Raw genomic sequence first — 18818 nt, forward strand, 5'->3', positions numbered from 1 at the left:
GAGAAATGGGCAAAAAATCAGGAGGATCGGGCGTATGCCTGATTCTCTGGCAAGCCTGCCAGAGAATCAGGCAAAAAACGGGCAGGATCAAGCAGCGCGTGGCGGCCGCTTGCGACGCATACTGTTCGCACCCCGGCCAGCTGCGTTCGGCGCCCCATCCCGGGGCGTACGGACCCGCCGCGCCGCAGAAGGAGCACCACCATGCGATACAAGAAATTTGGCAGCACCGGCCTTTTCGTTTCGGAACTCTGCCTGGGCACCATGACCTTTGGCGGCGAAGGCGAACTGTGGAGCAAGATCGGCAACCTGCAACAGGAAGACGCCAACCGCCTGGTGGGCCGCGCCCTGGAAGCAGGCGTCAACTTCATCGACACGGCCGACGTGTATTCCGAAGGACGTTCGGAAATCATCACGGGCCAGGCGCTGCGCGATCTGAAAGTGGCACGAGACGACGTGGTCATCGCCACCAAGGTGTTTGGCCAGACCGGCGCGGGTGTGAATGCGCGTGGAAATTCGCGCGTGCACATTCTGGATGGCGTGAAGAAAAGCCTGTCGCGCTTGCAGCTGGATCATATCGACCTCTACCAGATCCACGGCTTTGACCCGGCCACGCCCATTGAAGAAACCGTGCGCGCGCTGGACACGCTGGTCCAGCATGGCCACGTGCGTTACGTGGGAGTGTCCAACTGGGCCGCCTGGCAGATCATGAAGGCGCTGGGCATTGCCGAACGCCTGGGGCTGGCGCGCTTTGAATCGCTACAGGCGTATTACACGATTGCGGGGCGCGATCTGGAGCGCGAGCTGGTCCCGATGCTGCAAAGTGAAGGCGTGGGCCTGATGGTGTGGAGCCCGCTGGCCGGCGGCTTGCTCAGCGGCAAATACAGCCGCGACGGCTCCGCTGAAGCCGGCAGCCGCCGCGCGGCCTTCGACTTCCCGCCGGTGGACCGCGACCGCGCGTACGACAGCATCGACGTCCTGAAATCGGTGGCCGATGCGCGCGGCGTGTCGGTGGCGCAGGTGGCGCTGGCGTGGTTGCTGCACCAACAGGTGGTGACCAGCGTCATCATCGGGGCCAAGCGGGTAGACCAGTTGGACGACAACCTGGCGGCAACCGCCATCAAGCTGACGCAGGATGAGCTGGCGGCGCTGGACAAAGTCAGCGCGCTGCCGCCGGAATATCCAGGCTGGATGCACGTGCGCCAGGGCGAGTTCCGCCGTAAGCAATTGGCGGAATCGGGCGCGGTGTAAAAGGCGCTGGCCCGCCTGCGTGGCAGGCGAGCCCAGGTCGTCGGCCTGTTCGACGAGGGAACCGAGAGGCGCGCGAAACGGGGACGGCGCGAGTAGAATCTTTGCGTTCCGTCCCCGCCTTGAAGATCTTCCATGACACATCGCTTTCCCGCCAGCCTGTCCCCCGTGACGATCAAGCCGCGGTTGGCGGCGCTGGCCGTCGTCGCCCTGGCAATGGCCACGCCCGCCGGCGCCGCGCCGCAGCCCTCGTTTGACTGCGCCAAGGCCACGGCCGACGTAGACCGCGCCATTTGCGCCAGCGATGCACTGGCCGCCCAAGACGCCAGCATCGCGCGCCGCTTTGCCGAGGCCAAGAAGGCGTTTGACCCCGACACCGCCCGCGCGTTGACGCAAGACCAGCGCTACTTTGTCGGCGTACGCAACGAAGACTATGCCGAACCGGGCAGCGCCAGCGAGCGCGCCGAAAGCTTGGCCGACCGCCTGAAGTACCGCGACGCATTTCTTGCGTCGCTGGTGCTGACGCCGCGCCAGGGCTTTGAGGGTAGCTGGGACAACCTGGCCGGCGGCATCACGATAGTCCGGCAGGCGGATGGCAAGCTGATGGTCGAGGCCCAGGCCGCGCAGCCGCAGAATGCGCGCTGGTTGTGCGACGCCAACGGCGTGGCCACGGTCAAGGGCGACACGCTGGTGGTCGAGGCGGACGACCCCGGGGGTTGGACGCTGACGCTGTCGCGCAAGGGCGCGGCGCTTATCGTGGTGGATACGCCTCCCGCGAAGGACAAGGCGGCGGGTGGCCCGCCGTATTGCGGCATGAATGGCGCGATGGGCGGCGTCTACTTCCCCGTGCGTCAACCCTAGGCCGTCCAGGGGGCGGCGACTAGAATGTGTGTCGCGTTGCCGTAGGCACGCTCTTCGTTTGAAGGGAATCGCGTGGCCATTCCGTATTTGCGCCGGCTGACAGCCGTCAGCCGCAGCCCGCAAGCCAACAGGCATCTAGCCTATTTCCTGACCTTCACCGCCGGCGCGGTCAACGCGGGTGGCTTTCTGGCCGTCCAGCAGTACACCTCGCACATGTCCGGCATTGTCTCGATGATGGCGGACCACATGGCGCTGGGGGGCATGGTGGTGGTGTTGCAGGGCGTGGCCGCGCTGCTGTCATTCCTGGCCGGGGCGGCCAGCTCCGCCTTCCTGATCAACTTCGGGCGGCGGTCTCATCTGGCCAGCGAGTACGCCTTGCCGCTGCTGCTGGAGGCGGTGTTGCTGCTGGTCTTCGGCTTGCTGGGCGCCAACCTGGAAACGCTGCGTTGGTTCTACGTGCCCGGCACCGTGATGCTGCTGTGCTACATCATGGGCCTGCAAAACGCGATGATCACCAAGGTGTCGCGCTCTGAAATCCGTACCACGCACGTGACAGGCATGGTGACCGATATCGGCATCGAAGTGGGCAAGCTGTTTTACTGGAACGTGGCCAAGAGCGACGCCCAACACACGCCGCCGGTACGCGCTGACCGTGGCAAGCTGGTCGTGCTGAGCCTGATGGTCACGTTGTTTTTCGTAGGCGGCGTGACGGGCGCGTACTCGTTCTTTCACTTCGGCTTCGGGTCGACCTGGCCCCTGGCGCTGCTACTGACCTTGCTGGCCGCCGTGCCCATCGGGGACGACATCCGCAGCCTGTTCCGCCGCGTGTAGCGCATTACCGCGTGGCCTTGCGGGCGACGGCGTGGCCCAGGAACACTTGCAACGCGGCCAGGGTTTCGTAATGCAGTTGTTCCAGCCTGGCGTCTTTTATCGGTTCGGTGATGGCGGTGCCCTGGGGCGTAAGGCGATACGGCTCGCCCAGCAACCGGGCCATGTCGATCTGGTAAAAGCTGGCGTCGCCGTAGGGGCGCTTGCCGTCGATCATGGGCATGGGCCAGAAGCGATCGCCTTCGCGCAGCACGGCTTGCAGCTCTTGCGGGCCGGCCTCGCGCCACATGGCAGCGCGCAACACCGTCAGGTGCTCGGCGCGCAGCGTGAAGCCGCCTTGCGCGTCCACGCCGCTTTGCGGAAAGTCGAACGTGTCTTTCATCTCGGGCGGCAACGTGTAGCGGCCGGGGGCGAGTTTGCCCATCGACGCCACAAAGGCCGGCACCACGCGGCACACTTCCGCCAGGCGTTGGATGGCCAGCGCATCGTCCGACGTTTTCAGTGCGCGGCGCGCGATGGCCAGCGTGTCGGGGCCGCCCAGCAGCGGTTGTTCAAAATCGATGCCCGGCGCGCCGGATTCAATAGGAACCCACAGCACGCGCAGCAGCCGTATCAGCGCCGCGTGCTGGGCCGTGATCGGAATGGCCTCGATCGGCGTGGCGAAGACTTGCCGGATGATGGGCTTGCGATCGGTTGCGGCCAGCGCGCGCAGCGGCGCCAGCAGCAGGCCGCCCAGGCCGAGACTTCGACCCAGCCCCAGCCCCGCCAGCAACCGGCGACGCCTCATGATGGGGGGGCCGTTCATTTGCGCAGCTCGTCCAGCGCGGACTGGGCCAGCGGGTAGCCGGGCTGGATGCGCAACGCGTCTTCATAAGACAGACGTGCGTCGGTCTGCCGGCCCAGGCGCCGCAGCAAATTACCCCGGTTGGTCAGGATCAGTGCGCTGGCCGGTTTGGCGCGCACGGCCTTTTGGTAGGCATCCAGCGCGTCGGCCTGGCGGTCCATGCCGTCCAGCAACGCGGCCTGAAGGTTGTAGCCGATGCTCCAGTCGGGAAAACGGCTGGTCAGTGCTTGCGCGGTAACGAGCGCGTTGGGCAGGTCCTTGCGCTGTGCCAGCGCGCCCGCCTTGTTGATGTACGCCCACTTGTCGTCCGGATTCAGCTTGATGGCCTCATCGAACAGGTCCTGGGCGGCGGGCAGGTTGCCTTGCTGCGCTTGCAGCTTGCCCAGGAAGAGCCTGACGTCGGCGTTGCGCGGATCTTGCTTGGCCATCTCTTCGGCCACGCGCTGCGCCTCTTGCGGATCGTTGGCCCGCAAGGCGGCGGATACCCGCGAGTTCAGCGTCTGCATGGCCGGGGGCAGTTGCTGGATGCGCGCATGCAGCGCTTCGTTTTCCGCGCGCAGTTCGGCTTGATACGCGTGGTCGAGCTGTGCGGCGCTTTGCGCATGGGCGGCCGGCAGGGCCAGGGCGGCAAGCGCCGATCCCAATAAGCAGGCAAGCAAACGGCGGCGTAGGGTCGCAAGCATGGCGTTCGGCGGTTCCTGGAAGAGGTGGATGCTGGCACGCGCAGGTGCCGCACGTGTTGGACGCCTACGATACCGGAACCGCGGCGCGCGGTAAAAAAGAGAGGTGCTGAAAAAGTCAGCATCGCGCGGCAAAAGGCGCCACGAAAAAGCCGAACGCAAAAAAGCCCGGCGCAAGGGCCGGGCCTGGAACCAGGGCCCCGCGGGGCCGGCCCCCAATCAGTTGGGCATCAGCACCGTATCCACGACATGGATGACGCCGTTGGACTGATAGACGTCGTACGTGCTGATGGTCGACATACCGCCCTTTTCGTCCTTCAAGGTCAGGTTGTGCTTGCCGTTCATCATCACCCAGAGCTTGCCGCCGCTGGCCGTTGTCAGTTCTGTCTTGCCGCCGCCCTTCTTGATCCTGGCCGCCAGCGCGTCGAAGTCCAGCTTGCCGGGCACCACGTGGTAAGTCAGGATCTTGGTCAGCGTGGCCTTGTTTTCAGGCTTGACCAGCGTGTCCACCGTGCCCGCAGGCAGCTTGCCGAAGGCGGCGTTGGTAGGCGCGAACACCGTGAACGGGCCGTTGCCCTGCAACGTATCGACCAAACCCGCCGCCTTCACCGCGGCCACCAGCGTCGTGTGGTCCGCGGAATTGACCGCGTTGGCGACGATGTTCTTGGCGGGCATCATCGCCTGGCCGCCCACCATCACGTCGGCCGCGAAAGTGGGCGACAGGGTCAGGGCAGAGGAAGCGATGGCAATCTGGGCTAGCAATTTCATGACGATCTCCTTTTGTGTGGCCGTCATGAGGAGATACGTGGCTAGCCTGCGATTGGATGCGTGAATCCTTCCTGGGACAAACCCTGATCAGATGACCTTGCCGCTGAGAACCACCGGGCCGGTGGGGATGCCATTGGGCGCGCCGCCTTCCGGTTCCAGCGTAATGGCAACGGTGTCACCCTGTTGCGGCAGCTGGCTGGGGGCAAGCACCGTGGTCTGGCCGGGTAGCACCACGCCCAGCGAACGCGGCGCCTGTCCCGGCGAAATCGCCCACAGTTCCAGTGCGCGGCCGTCGGCCAGTGCGACCAGGTCCTGCATGGGCTGCACGGCAAGGCGGTTGTCCGGCAGCGTGTTCACGACCATGGCGCCGGGCACCTTGTCGTTGGACAGCACGGCAACGGTGCGGACCTGGACAGGTTCGGTGGGCGGCTTGAGCATCAAGAAGGCCAGCACCACGACAGCGGTTGCCAGCCCAGCGGATACGGCGCGCCACCAGGACAGGGCTCGCGGGGGCGCCAGCGTGCGGGTGGCGGTGGGGGCTGGCGCGATGCGGGCGGCAATGGCCTGCCAGACATGCGCGGGCGGCGTTTCGGGCGGCAAGGCCAACGCCAAGGGAAGCAGGCGGTCTTCCCATTCGGCCACGGCGCGGCGCAGGCCGGCGTCGTCGCGCATCAGCTTGATGAAGCGTTGCCGCGCACCCGCGCGCAAACCGCCCAGCACGTAGTCGGCGGCCAGGCGATCCTGCAATTCGGGGTGGCGGTAGTTCATTCCAAGCACCTTTTCAACCGTTGCAAGCCCCGGCGTATCCAGCTCTTTATCGTTCCCAGCGGCGTGTCCAAACGCGCCGCGATGTCGGGATGCGCCAGGTCGTCAAAAAACGCCATGGCGATGGCAACACGCTGCGGCCCTTCCAGTTCGCCCATGCAATCAGCCAGCCGGCGGCCTTCCTGGTTGCTTTGCAGACGCGCCAGCGGACCGGGGCTGTCATCGGCCATGGCCAGCGTCAAGGTGTCGTCCGGGTCCGGCACCACCACATCGGGCCGACGAAGGCGGTCGATGCAGCGATTACGAACGATGCGAGTCATCCACGTCATCGGCTGGCTTTGCGTAGCCTGGTACTGTCCGGCCTGGCGCCAGATCGATACGAAACACTCTTGCAGCACGTCTTCCGCGGCGGCCTGGTCTCTTAACATACGTCTGGCCAGCGCAAACAGATGCGGGGACGCAAGGCGATAAATCTCGGCCAGTGCGGATTCACGTTTTTCCGCGCACTGGACAAGCAGGGCCTGAAGGTGTTGAGCGTCGGGCATCGGTTCCTAAGGGGAAGGGCATGCTGGAGCAGAGCATACCGGCCCATGGCGTTGGCGTCACTTAGTTGACGACACTTAGTTGAGGGACTTCGTTGGCGTCGCGTCGTTGGCGTCACCTATTTATTGCGGCACTACAATGCCCCGCACCGGATCGCGCCTTGGCGCGCGCCGCCGTCCCGGGCCCCGGCCGGCCCGGAAAAAAGCGTATAGCTTGCAATCGAAACACAGGAGGAGCAGACAGGACATGGACGCAGAATTCTGGTTGGAACGCTGGCGCGAAGGGCGCACGCACTTTCACCAAACCCGGATTACGCCGCTCTTGCAGAAGTACTGGCCCACGTTGGCCGTACCGAAGGGTGGACGGGTATTGGTGCCCCTATGCGGCAAGTCGCTGGACATGGTCTGGTTGGCGGCGCAGGGGCATACCGTACTGGGCGTGGAACTGTCCCAGTTGGCGGTGGAGCAGTTCTTCACTGAAAACGAGTTGCGGCCCGTGACGCATGAATCCGTCTACGGCAAGCACTACGTGGCGGGCAACATTGAAATCATCCGCGGCGACATCTTCAAGCTGGACTCCCAGCTGCTGTCGCACTGCGTGGGCGCTTACGACCGCGCGGCGCTGGTGGCGTTGCCCGAAGACATGCGGGCCGACTACGTGCGCCACGTATACGGGCAGCTATCGCCCATTGCCCGGGGTTTGCTGATTACGCTGGACTATCCGCAAGAAGAAATGGCGGGGCCGCCGTTCGCGGTGGTGGACAGTGAAGTGCAAGCCATTTTTGCGGGCGTGGCGCCGGCGGTCATCATTGACCGCCGCGACATTCTTGACAAAGAGCCCAAGTTTCAAGGGGCGGGCGTCAGCCGGCTGGACACCGTGGTGTACCGGCTGGGCGTGCAAGACGCCTGATCCGCGGGCGGGCGGCGGCGCGGCGCGCCTACAGGCTTACAGGCTCAGGTCATCAGCCAGCCGCCCGCCACATCCAGCACCTGGCCGGTCACGAACCGAGCCTGGTCGGACGCAAAAAACAGGCAGGCGTCGGCCACTTCCTCGGGGGTGCCCAGCCGCCGCAGCGCCGTTACCCGCGCCACCGCATCGTTGATTTCCTGCGGCACGCTTTTCAGCAGCGGCGTGCTGATGCGCCCCGGGGCCAGCCCGTTCACCGTCACGTTGAATTCGCCCAGCTCGGCAGCCCAATGCCGGGTCAGCCCAAGCAGCCCCGCCTTGGTGGCCGCGTAATGCGCCGCCACGATGTCGCAATACGCCTTGCCCGCCACCGATGACATATTGATCACGCGGCCCTGGCGCTGCTGGACCATGTGCGGTGTGGCCAGGCGCGTCATGTAGAACACGCTGTTCAGGTTGACCGACACCACCTTGTCCCATTCGCCGGGCAGCATTTCCCAGACCTTCAATGCGCGGCCGTCCGTCTTGGGCGAAATGCCCACGTTGTTCACCAGGATGGTTGCCGCGCCCAGCTCGGTGGTGATGCGGTCGTAGGCAGCTTGGCATTGATCGAAATGAGCCACGTCGGCGGGTACGAACGCGACGTCGTGGCCGCGTTTTTGCAGGACCTTTTCGTAGGCCTGTCCAGCCTGGGCATTGAAATCGATCAGCCCGACGCGGCCGCCTTCAGCCAGAAAGCCTTCAACGATGGCCGATCCGATGCCGCCCACCGCGCCCGTCACGATGGCGACCTGGCCATCAAAGCGTCCGCTCATGCCTGCACCTTCAGCATGATCTTGCCGATATGCCGGCTGCTTTCCATCAAGGCATGCGCGCGGTGCGCGTCGGCCAGCGGGAAGACCTCGTGGATCAGCGGCAGGCATTGGCCCTGTTCCATCAAGGGCACGACCTTTTCCGCCAAGGACCGGGCAATGGCGCCCTTGTCCTCGTCCGAACGCGGGCGCAGCGTCGACCCGGTGAATTGCAGGCGCTTGGTCATGATGGGCAACGCGTCGATCTCGGCCTTGCTGCCTTCCAGGAAAGCGATCTGCACCAGCCGGCCGTTCACCGCCAACAGCCGGATGTTCTTGTTGATGTACGACCCGCCCACCATGTCCAGGATGACGTCCACGCCCGTGCCCTGCGTGGCGTCGCGCACGGCGGTTTCGAAGTCGGTGTCGCGGTACAGCAGCGCATGATGCGCGCCGGCCTTCACGCAGGCGTCCGCCTTGGCCCGGTTGCCCACGGTGGTCCAGACCTGCGCGCCGAATGCGCGGGCCAGCTGGATGGCCGTCAGCCCGATGCCGCTGGAGCCGCCATGCACCAGGAATTTTTCGCCGGACGACAGGCGGGCGCGGTCAAACACATTGGTCCAGACCGTGAAGTAGTTTTCGGGAATGGCGGCGGCGGTCAGCATGTCCAGCCCGCGCGGCACGGGCAGGCAGTGGCGCTCGTCGGCCAGGCAATACTGGGCATAGCCACCGCCGGGCGTCAACGCGCAGACGGCGTCGCCCACCTTCCACGCGGTGACGTCGGGGCCGACGCCGATAATCGTGCCGGACACTTCCAGCCCCAGGTAGGGGGATGCACCGGGTGGCGGCGGGTACGAGCCCGAACGTTGCAGCACGTCGGGGCGGTTGACGCCGGCGTAGGCCACTTCGATCAGCACCTGGCGGCCCGTGGGCGCTTCCATGTCGCGTTGGGCGACCTGCATGCAGTCAGGCGCGCCGCCCTTGCCATGGTCAATGAATGTGCAGCGTAGGGACATAGGGGAATCCTGAGGTTCAGTGGCCCAGATAGGCCTTTTTGACGTGGGGGTCGCTAAGCAGTTCGGCGCCTGTGCCGGTGCGCACGATGGCGCCGTTTTCCAGCACGTAGCCCCGGTCGGCAAGCCGCAGCGTGCGGAACACGTTTTGCTCCACCAGCAGCACCGTCACGCCATGCGAAGTCACGTTGCGGATGATGTCGAACATCTGCTGCACCAGCAGCGGTGACAAGCCCAGCGATGGCTCGTCGAACACCAGCAGCTTGGGGTCCGCCATCATGCCGCGCGCAATCGCGACCATCTGCTGTTCACCACCCGACAGCGACCCGGCGTATTGCGACAAGCGTTCTTTGACGCGCGGGAAAATGCGCAGCACCTCGTCCAGCTTGCGGGCCACGATGGGGCGCGCCGCGCGCTTGTAGGAACCCATCAGCAGGTTGTCCTTCACCGTGAAGTGCGGGAACAGCTGGCGGCCTTCGGGAATCATCGTGATGCCGGCATCCACGATGTCGTAGGGGTTGCGGTTGGTCAGGTCCCGCCCTTCGAACTCGACCTTGCCCTGCATGGCCGGAATAACGCCGCACAGCGTCTTCAGCGTGGTGGTCTTGCCCGCGCCGTTGGCGCCGATCAGGGTCACGATTTCGCCCGCGTTCACTTCGAAGTTCAGGCCGTTGAGCACCTGGCTCTTGCCATAGCCCGACGACAGATTCGACACCTTAAGCATCCTGGTACTCCTTGCCCAAATACGCCTCGATGACGGCGGGGTTCTCGACCACGTCCTTCGGCGCGCCGCTGACCAGCACGGCGCCTTCGTTCAGGACGATGATGCGGTCGGACAGCGCCATCGTGGCTTGCATCATGTGTTCGATCAGCAGCACCGACACGCCCGAATCGCGGATGCGCCGGATCATCTGGATCGACTTCTCGATGTCGGTCGGGTTCAGGCCCGCCATCACCTCGTCCAGCAGCAGGATGCGCGGCTTGATCGCCAGCGCGCGGGCGATTTCCAGCCGCTTCATGCCGCCCACCGTCAGGCTGCGCGCCTCGGTGTTCAGGTACTTGACCAGGTCCGTCTGTTCCGCCACCTTCAGCGCGATCTGTTCGGCTTCGTCACGGTTGGACGTGCGTATGAACGCGCCCAGCATGATGTTCTCCAGCACCGTCAGGCCGGTGAACGGCTTGGCGATCTGGAAGGTCCGGCCCAGGCCCTTGTGCGCGAACTCGTCCGGCGTCTTGCAGGTGACCCAGTTGCCGTCAGCGTCCAGCATCGAAATATCGCCCTTGTCCGGCGACAGAAAGCCCGACAGCAGATTGAACACCGTGGTCTTGCCCGCGCCGTTCGGCCCGATCATGCCCAGGATTTCGTTCTGGTTCAGCGTCAGCGATACGTCGTTGGTGGCGCGCAGCCCGCCAAAGCTCTTGAACAGCTTGTCCGCCTTCAACACCGGCTGGTCAGTGCGGGTCGCGGCGCGCAAACGCAGTTCGTCAGCCAGTTGCGGCTTCTTGCGCGGCGTGCCCAGATACGGCAAGCGCGCCAGTCCACGTTCAATAGCGGGGCCGAATGCGCCCGCCAGCCCGCGCGGAATGGTCAGCACCACGGCCACCAGGATCAGGCCGTAGATCAGCCCGTGCATGCCGTTGCCCACGCTGGACAACCAGCCGCGCGCGAGTTCGGCGATGGGCAGCACCAGGAACGTGCCGGCGATGGGGCCGGCCACCGTGCCCAGCCCGCCGATCAAGGCGAACATGGCCACCTGGATCGACAGCTCCAGCGAGAACGCGGAACTGGGGTCCACGAACGTCAGGTACGTGATGTGGAACGTGCCGATGATGCTGGTCAGCATGGCCGAGACGACGGCCGCGATGATCTTGACCCGCACGGTGTGAATGCCCACGGCCAGCGCGGCGTCCTCGCGTTCTCGGATCGCGATCAGGTAGTGGCCGATGCGCGATTTGCGTATCGCCCACGACACCCACGTCACGAACAGGAACAGGCCGAACGCGATGATCACGTAGTTCATCTTTTCGCGGAACACGATCCACGCCCAGCCGATATTGAGCGGCAGGCTGATGCCGCTGGAACCGCCCGTCCAGCTTTCCTCGTGGATGACCAGCAGCCGCACCACTTCCAGGATGGCGATGGTGGCCAGCGCGAAGAAGGGACCGCGCAGGCGCAACGTGGGATAGCTGATCAGGATGGCGACGGCGGCCGAGATGGCCGCGCCCGCCAGCATGCCGATCCACGGCGAAATGCCGAAGTTCTGCGTCAGCAGCGTGGCGGTGTAGCCGCCGATGCCGTAGAACACGGCATGGCCCAGCGACAGTTGGCCGGCATAGCCGCCGACGATATTCCACGCCACGGACAGCGAGGCGAAGACGAACAGCAAGACAAAAAGGTTGGTCCAGAAAGGCGTGCCCATGACGGCGGGCACGAGGAACATCGCGATCAGCAAAATCAGGCTGACGTAGGCTTTGGGGCTTCGAAAGTCGGGAAACACGTCTCGCTCCTTGTGGCTCTGATCACTCTGTGCCGACGCCGAACAGGCCGTTCGGTCGCAGGACAAGGATCAAGAGGAAGATCCCGAAATACACGACCTCTTTCAGGTCGGGGGCGATGTAGTAACCGGCCAGCGTATCCACGATGCCGATGATCATGGACCCGGCCACGGCGCCATACAGGCTGCCTAGCCCGCCCAGCACCACGATCACGAAAGCGGTCAGCACGAAGTACGTGCCCACCGTCGGAAACACCGGATACTGCGGCGCCAGCAGGCCGGCCGCGATGCCGACGAACGCGGTGCCCAGGCCGAACGCGATGGCATAGACGTTGTTCACGTTCACGCCCATCAGCGTGGCGGCATAGCGATGCTGGGCCACGGCGCGCAGGGCGCGGCCAAGGTAAGTGCGGTGCATGAACAGGTGCAGCAACACGGCCAGACTGATGCCGATCACGAAGGTGATCAACTGTCCGGTCACCATCGAGAAGTTGCCTACGTCGATGGCGTTCGTGCCCAGTTCCACCGGCGCGCGATACACGTTGGCGCCGAAGATCACCAGCGCCAGGTTCAGCAAGATGGTGGACACGCCCACCGTGGCGAAAATCTGAATGTGCTGGTCGGCGTTGAGCAGCGGCTGGATGATGCCTTTTTGCGTCAGTGCACCCAGCGCGAACAGAATCACCGCAACGGGAACCAGCCCCACATACGGGTGGACGCCGAATTGCGCGGCAATCAGATAAACCAGATACATGCCGATCATCAGGAACTCGCCATGCGCGAAGTTCACGACGCGCACCACGCCGAAGATCAGTGTCAGCCCCAGGCTGATGATGGTGTACGCGCCGCCCAGCAACAGGCCGTTGATGACCAGTTGAATGAAGATATCCATGGTGCAACCTCTTAGAGCGGGATGCGGCCCCGGCGCGGCTGCTGCATTGGCGGCCGCGCCGGGGCGCGCGTGTCCCGGGAAACATCAGGCGCCCCCGAGCGCCTGATCACTGGCGTCGCGCTTACTTCTTGAAGACGGGCTTGCCAAGTGCGAGGTTGCTGGGCGCAATGGTGACGAGCTTGCCGTCCTGCCACTGCATGACGTAGAACGTCGAGGCGTTGTTCTGGCCGTCTTCGCCAAAGTCGAACGCCCAGCCGTTGGCCGTTTGGCCGGCCGGCTTCTTGTAGGCCATGACGGCGGCGCGGATCTTGTCCTTGTCGGTGGACTTGGCGTTGCCGATGGCTTCGAAGAATGCCTTGGCGCCCACGTAGTTCGTCAGGCTGTGGCCCGACTGCGGGTCGCTTTTGTACGTGGCTTTGTAGGCTTCCAGGAACTTGTCCAGGCCCGGCGCGCCCGCCGGGTTGATGGACGACTGGGGAAAGTCCAGATCGAACACGCCGTTCATGTCGGCGCCCACGGCCTTGGCCGTATCGGCCAGCGAGTAGCCGCCACCCGCGCCGATCACGACCTTGGGCTTGAAGCCCGCCGCGCGTGCCTGGCTGAAGTACAGGATGGCGTCGTTCTGGTAGGCCGTTTGCAGCACGACGTCGACCTTGGCGCCCTTCAGGCGCAGGATCAACGACGACAGGTCAACGGTCTTGGCCGAATACGGCAGCACTTCGGCCACGGTGTAGCCCAGTTCCTGCGCGCGCTTTTTCTCGGTGGCCGCCACGTCGGTGCCATAGGGCCCGTCTTCGTGGATGATGCCGATCTTGATGTCCTTGGGGTTCAGCCCCATGCCCGGGGCAATGGTGTCATGCAGCGCGTTGACGACCGACACGCCATACAGCGCCGTATTGGGGTTGCTGCGGAACAGGTATTTGTAGCCGCGCGTGGTGATCTTGTGGGCGGTGGCGCCCAGTTCAAAGTACGGCACGCCGGCCAGTTCCGTCACGGGCGAGGCCGCGTACGAGATGCCCGACGCGTAGCTGCCGAACACGCCCACCACGTTGGCTGAAATCAGGCGCTTGGTTTCCGATACGGCCTGCGTCGGGTCCACGGCGTCCGCCTTGATGATTTCGATCTTCTCTCCGTTGACGCCGCCGGCGGCGTTGATCTCGTTGACGGCCAGTTCCAGACCGCGATAGCTCTCTTGACCCAGAAGCGCAAGCGCACCGCTGAACGGGAAGAGGGCACCCACTTTCATGTCGGCCGCTGCGGTGCCGCTTGCCAGTGCGCCACACACGCCCAGCGCCAAAATAATTTTATTGAACTTGAACACTGTCTACGCTCCTTTGTCGGTATGGGATGCGGACTGTCTTGAGTGCTGTCCGTCTTTTTTAAATATATGATATATGCGCCGGTCAGGTACAAAAACCCCGACTTGGATTCTAGTGGGGGCCGCAGCAAGCCGAATCGGGGAATTCCCTAAAGCCGCATGAATAAAGCCTTAGCGGCCGATGGGGCGGGAAATTAACCGCAATATTCCGCATGGCGAAAGGCGCCCGGCTCAGGCCGTCGCATGCGGCCAAACGGGCATAAAAACCCGCGCTTTGTCATATATCGTATATGATCGGATGCAAGCTTTTCCATAAAAACCAGGAGACAACAGCATGTTCGAGGAAGTCGATTTCGCTGGCAAAAAGGTGCTGATCACCGCCGGCGCGGATGGTCTGGGTTTGGAGATGGCCAAGGTTTTCCATCATGCGGGCGCCACGGTTTTCGTCTGCGACGTGAACGAAACCCGGGTGGCCGCCATTCCGTCCGAGCTGCCGGGCGTGCAGGCCATGGTGGCCGACGTGTCCGACGAAGATAGCGTGGGCGCGCTCTTTGCCGCCGTCAAGCAGAAATTGGGCGGGCTGGACATCCTGATCAACAACGCCGGCGTCGCCGGCCCCACGGGCTATGTCGAGACCCTGTCCAAGGCCGATTGGGACCGCACGCTGGCCGTGAACATCACCGGCCAGTTTCTTTGCGCGCGTCAGGCCATCCCCCATTTGAAGGAGTCCAAGGCGGGCGTGATGATCAACCTTTCGTCCGCTGCCGGCCATCTGGGCTTTGCCGGGCGCTCGGTGTATTCGGCATCCAAGTGGGCGGTGATCGGGTTCACCAAGTCGCTGGCCATCGAGCTGGGCCCGCACGGCATCCGCGTCAACGCCATCCTGCCGGGCGCCGTGGAAGGCCCGCGCATCCGCGCCGTGATCGCCGCCAAGGCCGACACGCTGGGGCGGCCGGTTGAGGAAATTGCCGCGCAGTACGAAAACCAGGCGGTGCTGGGCCGCATGGTCACCGCGCGCGATATCGCCAACATGGTGCTGTTCAACGCCAGCGAGGCCGCCCGCAGCGTGACCGGGCAGGCCATCGTGGTGGACGGCTTCACGCAGAAGCTCTACTGATGGACGCAAATTCCGCGGCACCCGTTGCCGCCATCATCGGCACCGGCCTGATCGGCCAGGGCTGGGCCATCGTGTTTGCGCGCATGGGGTGGCGGGTACGCCTTCATGACGTAAATGCCGCCATGTTGGCCGAGGCCCGCACGCTGATCCTGCAACAGCTGCACGAGTTGCAAGCGCAAGGGCTGTTGACTGACGCCGACACCATCATCGACCGCGTGCACGTTGCCGACAGCCTGGCCGATGCGGTCAAGGGCGCCTGCTACATCCAGGAAAACTCGCCCGAGAAGGTCGACATCAAACGCGCCTTGTTCACCGAGCTGGACGCGGTTGCCGAGCCCGACGCGGTGATCGGCAGTTCCACGTCCAGCATTCCGGCCAGCCAATTCACCGAGCATTTGCCCGGGCGGCACCGCTGCCTGGTGGCGCACCCGGTCAACCCGCCGTATCTGATCCCGGTGGTGGAGCTTTGCCCCGCACCGTGGACGAGTCCCGAGGCGCTGGAGGCGGCAAGCCGCATCATGGCCGCCATCGGCCAAAAGCCCGTGCGGCTGCGCCGGGAGATCGAAGGCTTCATCTTGAACCGCCTGCAAGGCGCCTTGTTGCATGAAGCCTTTCGCCTGGCGAAAGAGGGCATCGCCAGCGTCGAGGACATCGATACCACCGTCAAGGACGGCCTGGGCTTGCGCTGGTCGTTCATGGGGCCTTTTGAAACCATCGACTTGAACGCGCCGGGCGGCATTGCGGATTACTGCGCGCGCTATGGCGGGCTGTACCAGTCCATCGGCGCGGACCAAACCGAAAGCGTGGCCTGGGACGCGCCACTGGTGGATGCGCTGGCCGACGAGCGCCGCCAGCTACTGCCACAACAGGACCTTGCCAAGCGCCGCTTCTGGCGCGACGAAAAACTGATGCGCTTGATGCGCCACAAACAACAGGACGGAGACAACAATGGCTAAGCCCAAACAGAAAGTCGTCATCACCTGCGCCGTGACGGGCGCCATCCACACGCCCAGCATGTCGCCGCACCTGCCGGTCACGGCGGATGAGATCGCCGAAGCCGCCATCGGTGCGGCCAAGGCCGGCGCAGCGGTGCTGCACCTGCATGCGCGGGACCCGCAAACGGGCAAGCCGTCGCAAGACCCGGCGCTGTTCAAGCCGTTTTTGGAACGCATCAAGAACGAGACCGACGCCATCATCAACATCACGACCGGTGGCAGCCCGCACATGACGGTCGAAGAACGCATGCGCCCGGCCACGACGTTCAAGCCGGAGCTGGCGTCGCTGAACATGGGGTCGATGAACTTTGGCCTGTTCCCGATGTTGGACCGCTTCAAGGACCTGAAGCACGATTGGGAACGCGAGCATCTTGAGAACAGCCGGTCGCTGATTTTCCGCAACACGTACCAGGATATTGAATCGATCCTGACGCTGGGCAACGCCAATGGCACGCGCTTTGAATTCGAGTGCTACGACATCAGCCACCTTTACAACCTGGCGCACTTCGTTGACCGCGGGCTGGTGAAGTCGCCGCCCTTCATCCAGTCGGTATTCGGCATCCTGGGCGGCATTGGCCCGCACCCGGAAGACTTGATGCACATGAAGCGTACCGCCGACCGCTTGTTCGGCAACGATTATGAATGGTCCATCCTGGGGGCCGGGCGCAATCAGATGCCGTTGGCCACCATCGGCGCGGCAATGGGGTCGAACGTTCGGGTGGGGCTTGAGGATTCGTTGTGGATCGGGCCGGGCCAGCTGGCCGAGTCGAACCGGTCGCAGGTCGAGCGCATTCGCACCATTGTCGAAGCGCTGAACCTGGAAGTGGCTACGCCCGACGAAGCGCGCGCCAAGCTGGGGCTGAAGGGGCGGGAAAACGTGGCGTTCTGATCGGCAAGCGCGGCGGGCCAGGGCTGCCGCGCTGCGTGGGGCGTGCCTAGGCGTGGCGGCGCAGCGCGTCCGCCAGCGTGGCGACGTTCAGCGGATGATCGAAGTTGGCGGCGTGGCGGGCCTTCAGGGTCAGTTCGGCCGCCAGCGTCAAGTCTGCATCGCTGGGCATGTCGGCCGCGCCCAGCTCGCGCAGCGTGGTGGGCAGGCCGACCTGCGCGTACCACTGCGTCAGGTCCGCCAGCATGCCGTCGTTGCGTTGCTCAAGATCCAGCTGCACCAGCAGGCCGACCGCCACTTGCAGGCCATGCAGCGCGGTGGCCACGCCGCCGATCTTGGGCAGGCCGCGCGTCAAGGCATGGGCAATCGACAAGCCGCCGCTTTCAAAACCGAGACCGCTCATGAGGATCATCGCTTCCACCACGCGCTCGAATGCAGGCGTGGGCTGGCCTGTGCCGGCCACCGCCACGGCGTCCACGCCATCGGCCAGCAGCGTGCGCAGGCAGCCGTCGGCAATCAACTGCGCCGTCAGCAGCGGCGCGCCGTCGTACATGTTCTTGCCGCCGTTGCGCTGGCATTGTTCGGCTTCGAATTTCTTGGACACGGCATCGCCCAGACCGGCGCGGAAAAAATGCACGGGCGCGGTGGCGATGATGGCGGTGTCGACCAGCACGATCGTGGGGTTGAACAGCATGTGCTCGACCGCCAGGAGGTTGTGATGCGCGTCGTACAGCACGTAGTTCTTGCTGGTGGGCGCGTCGTTGGACGCCACCGTTGGCACCGTGATCAGATGGCAATGCGACGACTTGGCCACCGCCTTGCCCGCGTCCAGCGACTTGCCCCCGCCCACGGCGATCACCATGTCAATGCCGGCCGGCGCGGCTTGCGCGCGCAAGGCGTCGATCAGTTCGGGCGTCAGGTCGCCCTCGACAATCAGCGGTGTCACCGCAACGTCGTGCTGCGCGCACAGGCTTTCGATTCTTGGGCCCAGTACGCCATGGACGTAATTGTCGATGACCAGTGCCGCGCGGCGTCCGAACAGGGTGGCCGTCTGGCCCAGGGTGTCCAATGCGCCCGCGCCTTGAATGTAGCGGCTGGGCGCGCCAAAAATCTTCAGCATGAAGTCTTCCTATTTGCGTGGCACGGGAGGGCGGTAGTCGAGCTCTTTCTCGCGTTCGACCAACCAATCGATCATGATCTTGCCGCCCCAGACCAGGTCGGCCTGGATGGCGCTGCGCGCGGCTTCGGAGTCGCGGGCTTCAAGCGCTTCCAGCACGGCTTCGTGGCGGTGTTCGTTTTCGGAATAGTCCAGTCCCGCGGTCTTGACGTGAAACACCTTGAGGATCGGACCCGTAATGACCCAGAACGATTCGACGGTGCTGCGCAAGATGGGCTTGTTGCTGGCTTCCAGGATGGCGAAGTGGAACTTGCGATTCAGGTAGCTGGCGCGCTTCGGATCGGTGGACGTGCAGGAGATGAAATCCTTCTGCAACGCGATCAGGTTGTCCAGCTGCTTGCGCGTGATGTTCTGCGCGGCTTCGGCTGCGCCCATGCCTTCCAGGTGAAAACGGATCTGCTGGATTTCCCGCAATTTTTCCGAATTCACATAAGGCACGTAGACGGCCGTGGCCGCCTGCATTTCCAAGCCCTGTTCGCTGATGAGCCGGAAGATGGCTTCGCGTACGGGCGTGATGGACACGCCCATCTCTTGAGCCAGTTCGCCGATGATCAGGCGTTCGCCGGGTTCGTACTGCCCATTGATGAGGGCATTGCGGATTTCGTTGTAGACCCTGACGGACAGGTTCTCTTTCTTTACCGGTTTAAGGCTGGGCATGACGTTTCGGGCTTGTTGTATTAGGGGGAACGGGTGA

19 protein-coding genes and 1 pseudogene are annotated in these 18818 nt (G+C 64.3%); 7 read left to right on the top strand and 13 right to left on the bottom strand.

Annotated elements, in window-relative coordinates:
• Nucleotides 1–201: 201 nt before the first annotated feature.
• From V6F88_RS26355 to V6F88_RS26365, 3 genes and pseudogenes are all read left to right on the top strand, one after another.
• A complete protein-coding gene (locus V6F88_RS26355; RefSeq protein ID WP_046806207.1) occupies nucleotides 202–1248 on the top strand; it encodes an aldo/keto reductase in 1047 nt (348 codons plus the stop codon).
• Between the two features lie 132 nt (nucleotides 1249–1380).
• Nucleotides 1381–2106, top strand: a complete 726-nt coding sequence (locus tag V6F88_RS26360) for a lysozyme inhibitor LprI family protein (protein ID WP_332613285.1) — start codon at nucleotides 1381–1383, stop codon at nucleotides 2104–2106.
• A gap of 72 nt (nucleotides 2107–2178) precedes the next feature.
• Nucleotides 2179–2916: pseudogene (locus V6F88_RS26365) on the top strand (YoaK family protein); the annotation flags it as partial.
• A 25-nt stretch (nucleotides 2917–2941) separates the two neighbouring features.
• Here the strand turns inward: V6F88_RS26365 and V6F88_RS26370 are convergent.
• The 5 genes from V6F88_RS26370 to V6F88_RS26390 all read right to left on the bottom strand — a co-directional run bounded on the left by V6F88_RS26370 (nucleotide 2942) and on the right by V6F88_RS26390 (nucleotide 6536).
• The gene (locus V6F88_RS26370) at nucleotides 2942–3739 is read right to left on the bottom strand and encodes a hypothetical protein (protein ID WP_332613286.1); all 798 of its coding nucleotides are present in this window, start codon (nucleotides 3737–3739) and stop codon (nucleotides 2942–2944) included.
• Nucleotides 3736–4461, bottom strand: a complete 726-nt coding sequence (locus V6F88_RS26375; RefSeq protein WP_332613287.1) for a tetratricopeptide repeat protein — start codon at nucleotides 4459–4461, stop codon at nucleotides 3736–3738. The genes V6F88_RS26370 and V6F88_RS26375 overlap by 4 nt, the downstream gene beginning before the upstream one ends.
• 216 nt (nucleotides 4462–4677) lie before the next feature.
• Complete coding sequence (locus tag V6F88_RS26380; RefSeq protein ID WP_332613288.1) at nucleotides 4678–5226, bottom strand: fasciclin domain-containing protein; 549 nt, start codon at nucleotides 5224–5226, stop codon at nucleotides 4678–4680.
• An 87-nt stretch (nucleotides 5227–5313) separates the two neighbouring features.
• Nucleotides 5314–5994, bottom strand: a complete 681-nt coding sequence (locus V6F88_RS26385) for an anti-sigma factor (protein ID WP_332613289.1) — start codon at nucleotides 5992–5994, stop codon at nucleotides 5314–5316.
• Nucleotides 5991–6536, bottom strand: a complete 546-nt coding sequence (locus V6F88_RS26390; RefSeq protein ID WP_332613290.1) for a sigma-70 family RNA polymerase sigma factor — start codon at nucleotides 6534–6536, stop codon at nucleotides 5991–5993. The genes V6F88_RS26385 and V6F88_RS26390 overlap by 4 nt, the downstream gene beginning before the upstream one ends.
• A gap of 244 nt (nucleotides 6537–6780) precedes the next feature.
• Between V6F88_RS26390 and V6F88_RS26395 the strand changes: the two genes are divergently transcribed.
• Nucleotides 6781–7443: a thiopurine S-methyltransferase gene (locus tag V6F88_RS26395; RefSeq protein WP_332613291.1), complete on the top strand. Its 663-nt coding sequence runs from the start codon at nucleotides 6781–6783 to the stop codon at nucleotides 7441–7443.
• A 44-nt stretch (nucleotides 7444–7487) separates the two neighbouring features.
• Here V6F88_RS26395 and V6F88_RS26400 read toward each other — a convergent pair whose 3' ends face one another.
• The 6 genes from V6F88_RS26400 to V6F88_RS26425 form a co-directional block, all read right to left on the bottom strand.
• Nucleotides 7488–8255, bottom strand: coding sequence for an SDR family oxidoreductase (locus V6F88_RS26400; protein ID WP_332613292.1), 768 nt, complete (start codon nucleotides 8253–8255; stop codon nucleotides 7488–7490).
• Nucleotides 8252–9247, bottom strand: coding sequence for an NAD(P)H-quinone oxidoreductase (locus tag V6F88_RS26405; RefSeq protein ID WP_332613293.1), 996 nt, complete (start codon nucleotides 9245–9247; stop codon nucleotides 8252–8254). The genes V6F88_RS26400 and V6F88_RS26405 overlap by 4 nt, the downstream gene beginning before the upstream one ends.
• Before the next feature lie 16 nt (nucleotides 9248–9263).
• Nucleotides 9264–9968: an ABC transporter ATP-binding protein gene (locus V6F88_RS26410; RefSeq protein WP_332613294.1), complete on the bottom strand. Its 705-nt coding sequence runs from the start codon at nucleotides 9966–9968 to the stop codon at nucleotides 9264–9266.
• The gene (locus V6F88_RS26415) at nucleotides 9961–11742 is read right to left on the bottom strand and encodes a branched-chain amino acid ABC transporter ATP-binding protein/permease (protein WP_332613295.1); all 1782 of its coding nucleotides are present in this window, start codon (nucleotides 11740–11742) and stop codon (nucleotides 9961–9963) included. Before V6F88_RS26415 ends, V6F88_RS26410 begins: the two co-directional genes overlap by 8 nt.
• Nucleotides 11743–11764: 22 nt before the next feature.
• Nucleotides 11765–12631: a branched-chain amino acid ABC transporter permease gene (locus V6F88_RS26420; protein ID WP_046806196.1), complete on the bottom strand. Its 867-nt coding sequence runs from the start codon at nucleotides 12629–12631 to the stop codon at nucleotides 11765–11767.
• 121 nt (nucleotides 12632–12752) lie between these two features.
• Nucleotides 12753–13952 carry an ABC transporter substrate-binding protein gene (locus V6F88_RS26425; RefSeq protein ID WP_332613296.1) on the bottom strand — a complete coding sequence of 400 codons (1200 nt, stop codon included), beginning with the start codon at nucleotides 13950–13952 and terminating at the stop codon, nucleotides 12753–12755.
• Nucleotides 13953–14283: 331 nt separating this feature from the next.
• On the opposite strand from V6F88_RS26425, the gene V6F88_RS26430 reads away from it, so the two are divergent.
• The 3 genes from V6F88_RS26430 to V6F88_RS26440 are packed head-to-tail and all read left to right on the top strand — an operon-like array spanning nucleotide 14284 to nucleotide 16950.
• Complete coding sequence (locus V6F88_RS26430; RefSeq protein WP_332613297.1) at nucleotides 14284–15066, top strand: SDR family oxidoreductase; 783 nt, start codon at nucleotides 14284–14286, stop codon at nucleotides 15064–15066.
• Nucleotides 15066–16022: a 3-hydroxyacyl-CoA dehydrogenase gene (locus V6F88_RS26435; RefSeq protein ID WP_332613298.1), complete on the top strand. Its 957-nt coding sequence runs from the start codon at nucleotides 15066–15068 to the stop codon at nucleotides 16020–16022. The genes V6F88_RS26430 and V6F88_RS26435 overlap by 1 nt, the downstream gene beginning before the upstream one ends.
• The gene (locus tag V6F88_RS26440; RefSeq protein WP_332613299.1) at nucleotides 16015–16950 is read left to right on the top strand and encodes a 3-keto-5-aminohexanoate cleavage protein; all 936 of its coding nucleotides are present in this window, start codon (nucleotides 16015–16017) and stop codon (nucleotides 16948–16950) included. Before V6F88_RS26435 ends, V6F88_RS26440 begins: the two co-directional genes overlap by 8 nt.
• Before the next feature lie 46 nt (nucleotides 16951–16996).
• On the opposite strand, the gene V6F88_RS26445 is transcribed toward V6F88_RS26440, so the two are convergent.
• On the bottom strand, nucleotides 16997–18067 hold the full coding sequence (locus V6F88_RS26445) for a glycerol dehydrogenase (RefSeq protein ID WP_332613300.1): 1071 nt from the start codon (nucleotides 18065–18067) through the stop codon (nucleotides 16997–16999).
• Nucleotides 18068–18076: 9 nt separating this feature from the next.
• A complete protein-coding gene (locus V6F88_RS26450) occupies nucleotides 18077–18781 on the bottom strand; it encodes a GntR family transcriptional regulator (protein WP_046806190.1) in 705 nt (234 codons plus the stop codon).
• Nucleotides 18782–18818 lie beyond the last annotated feature (37 nt).

It is taken from the genome of Achromobacter sp. ESBL13 (assembly GCF_036668755.1).
GTDB lineage: Bacteria > Pseudomonadota > Gammaproteobacteria > Burkholderiales > Burkholderiaceae_B > Achromobacter.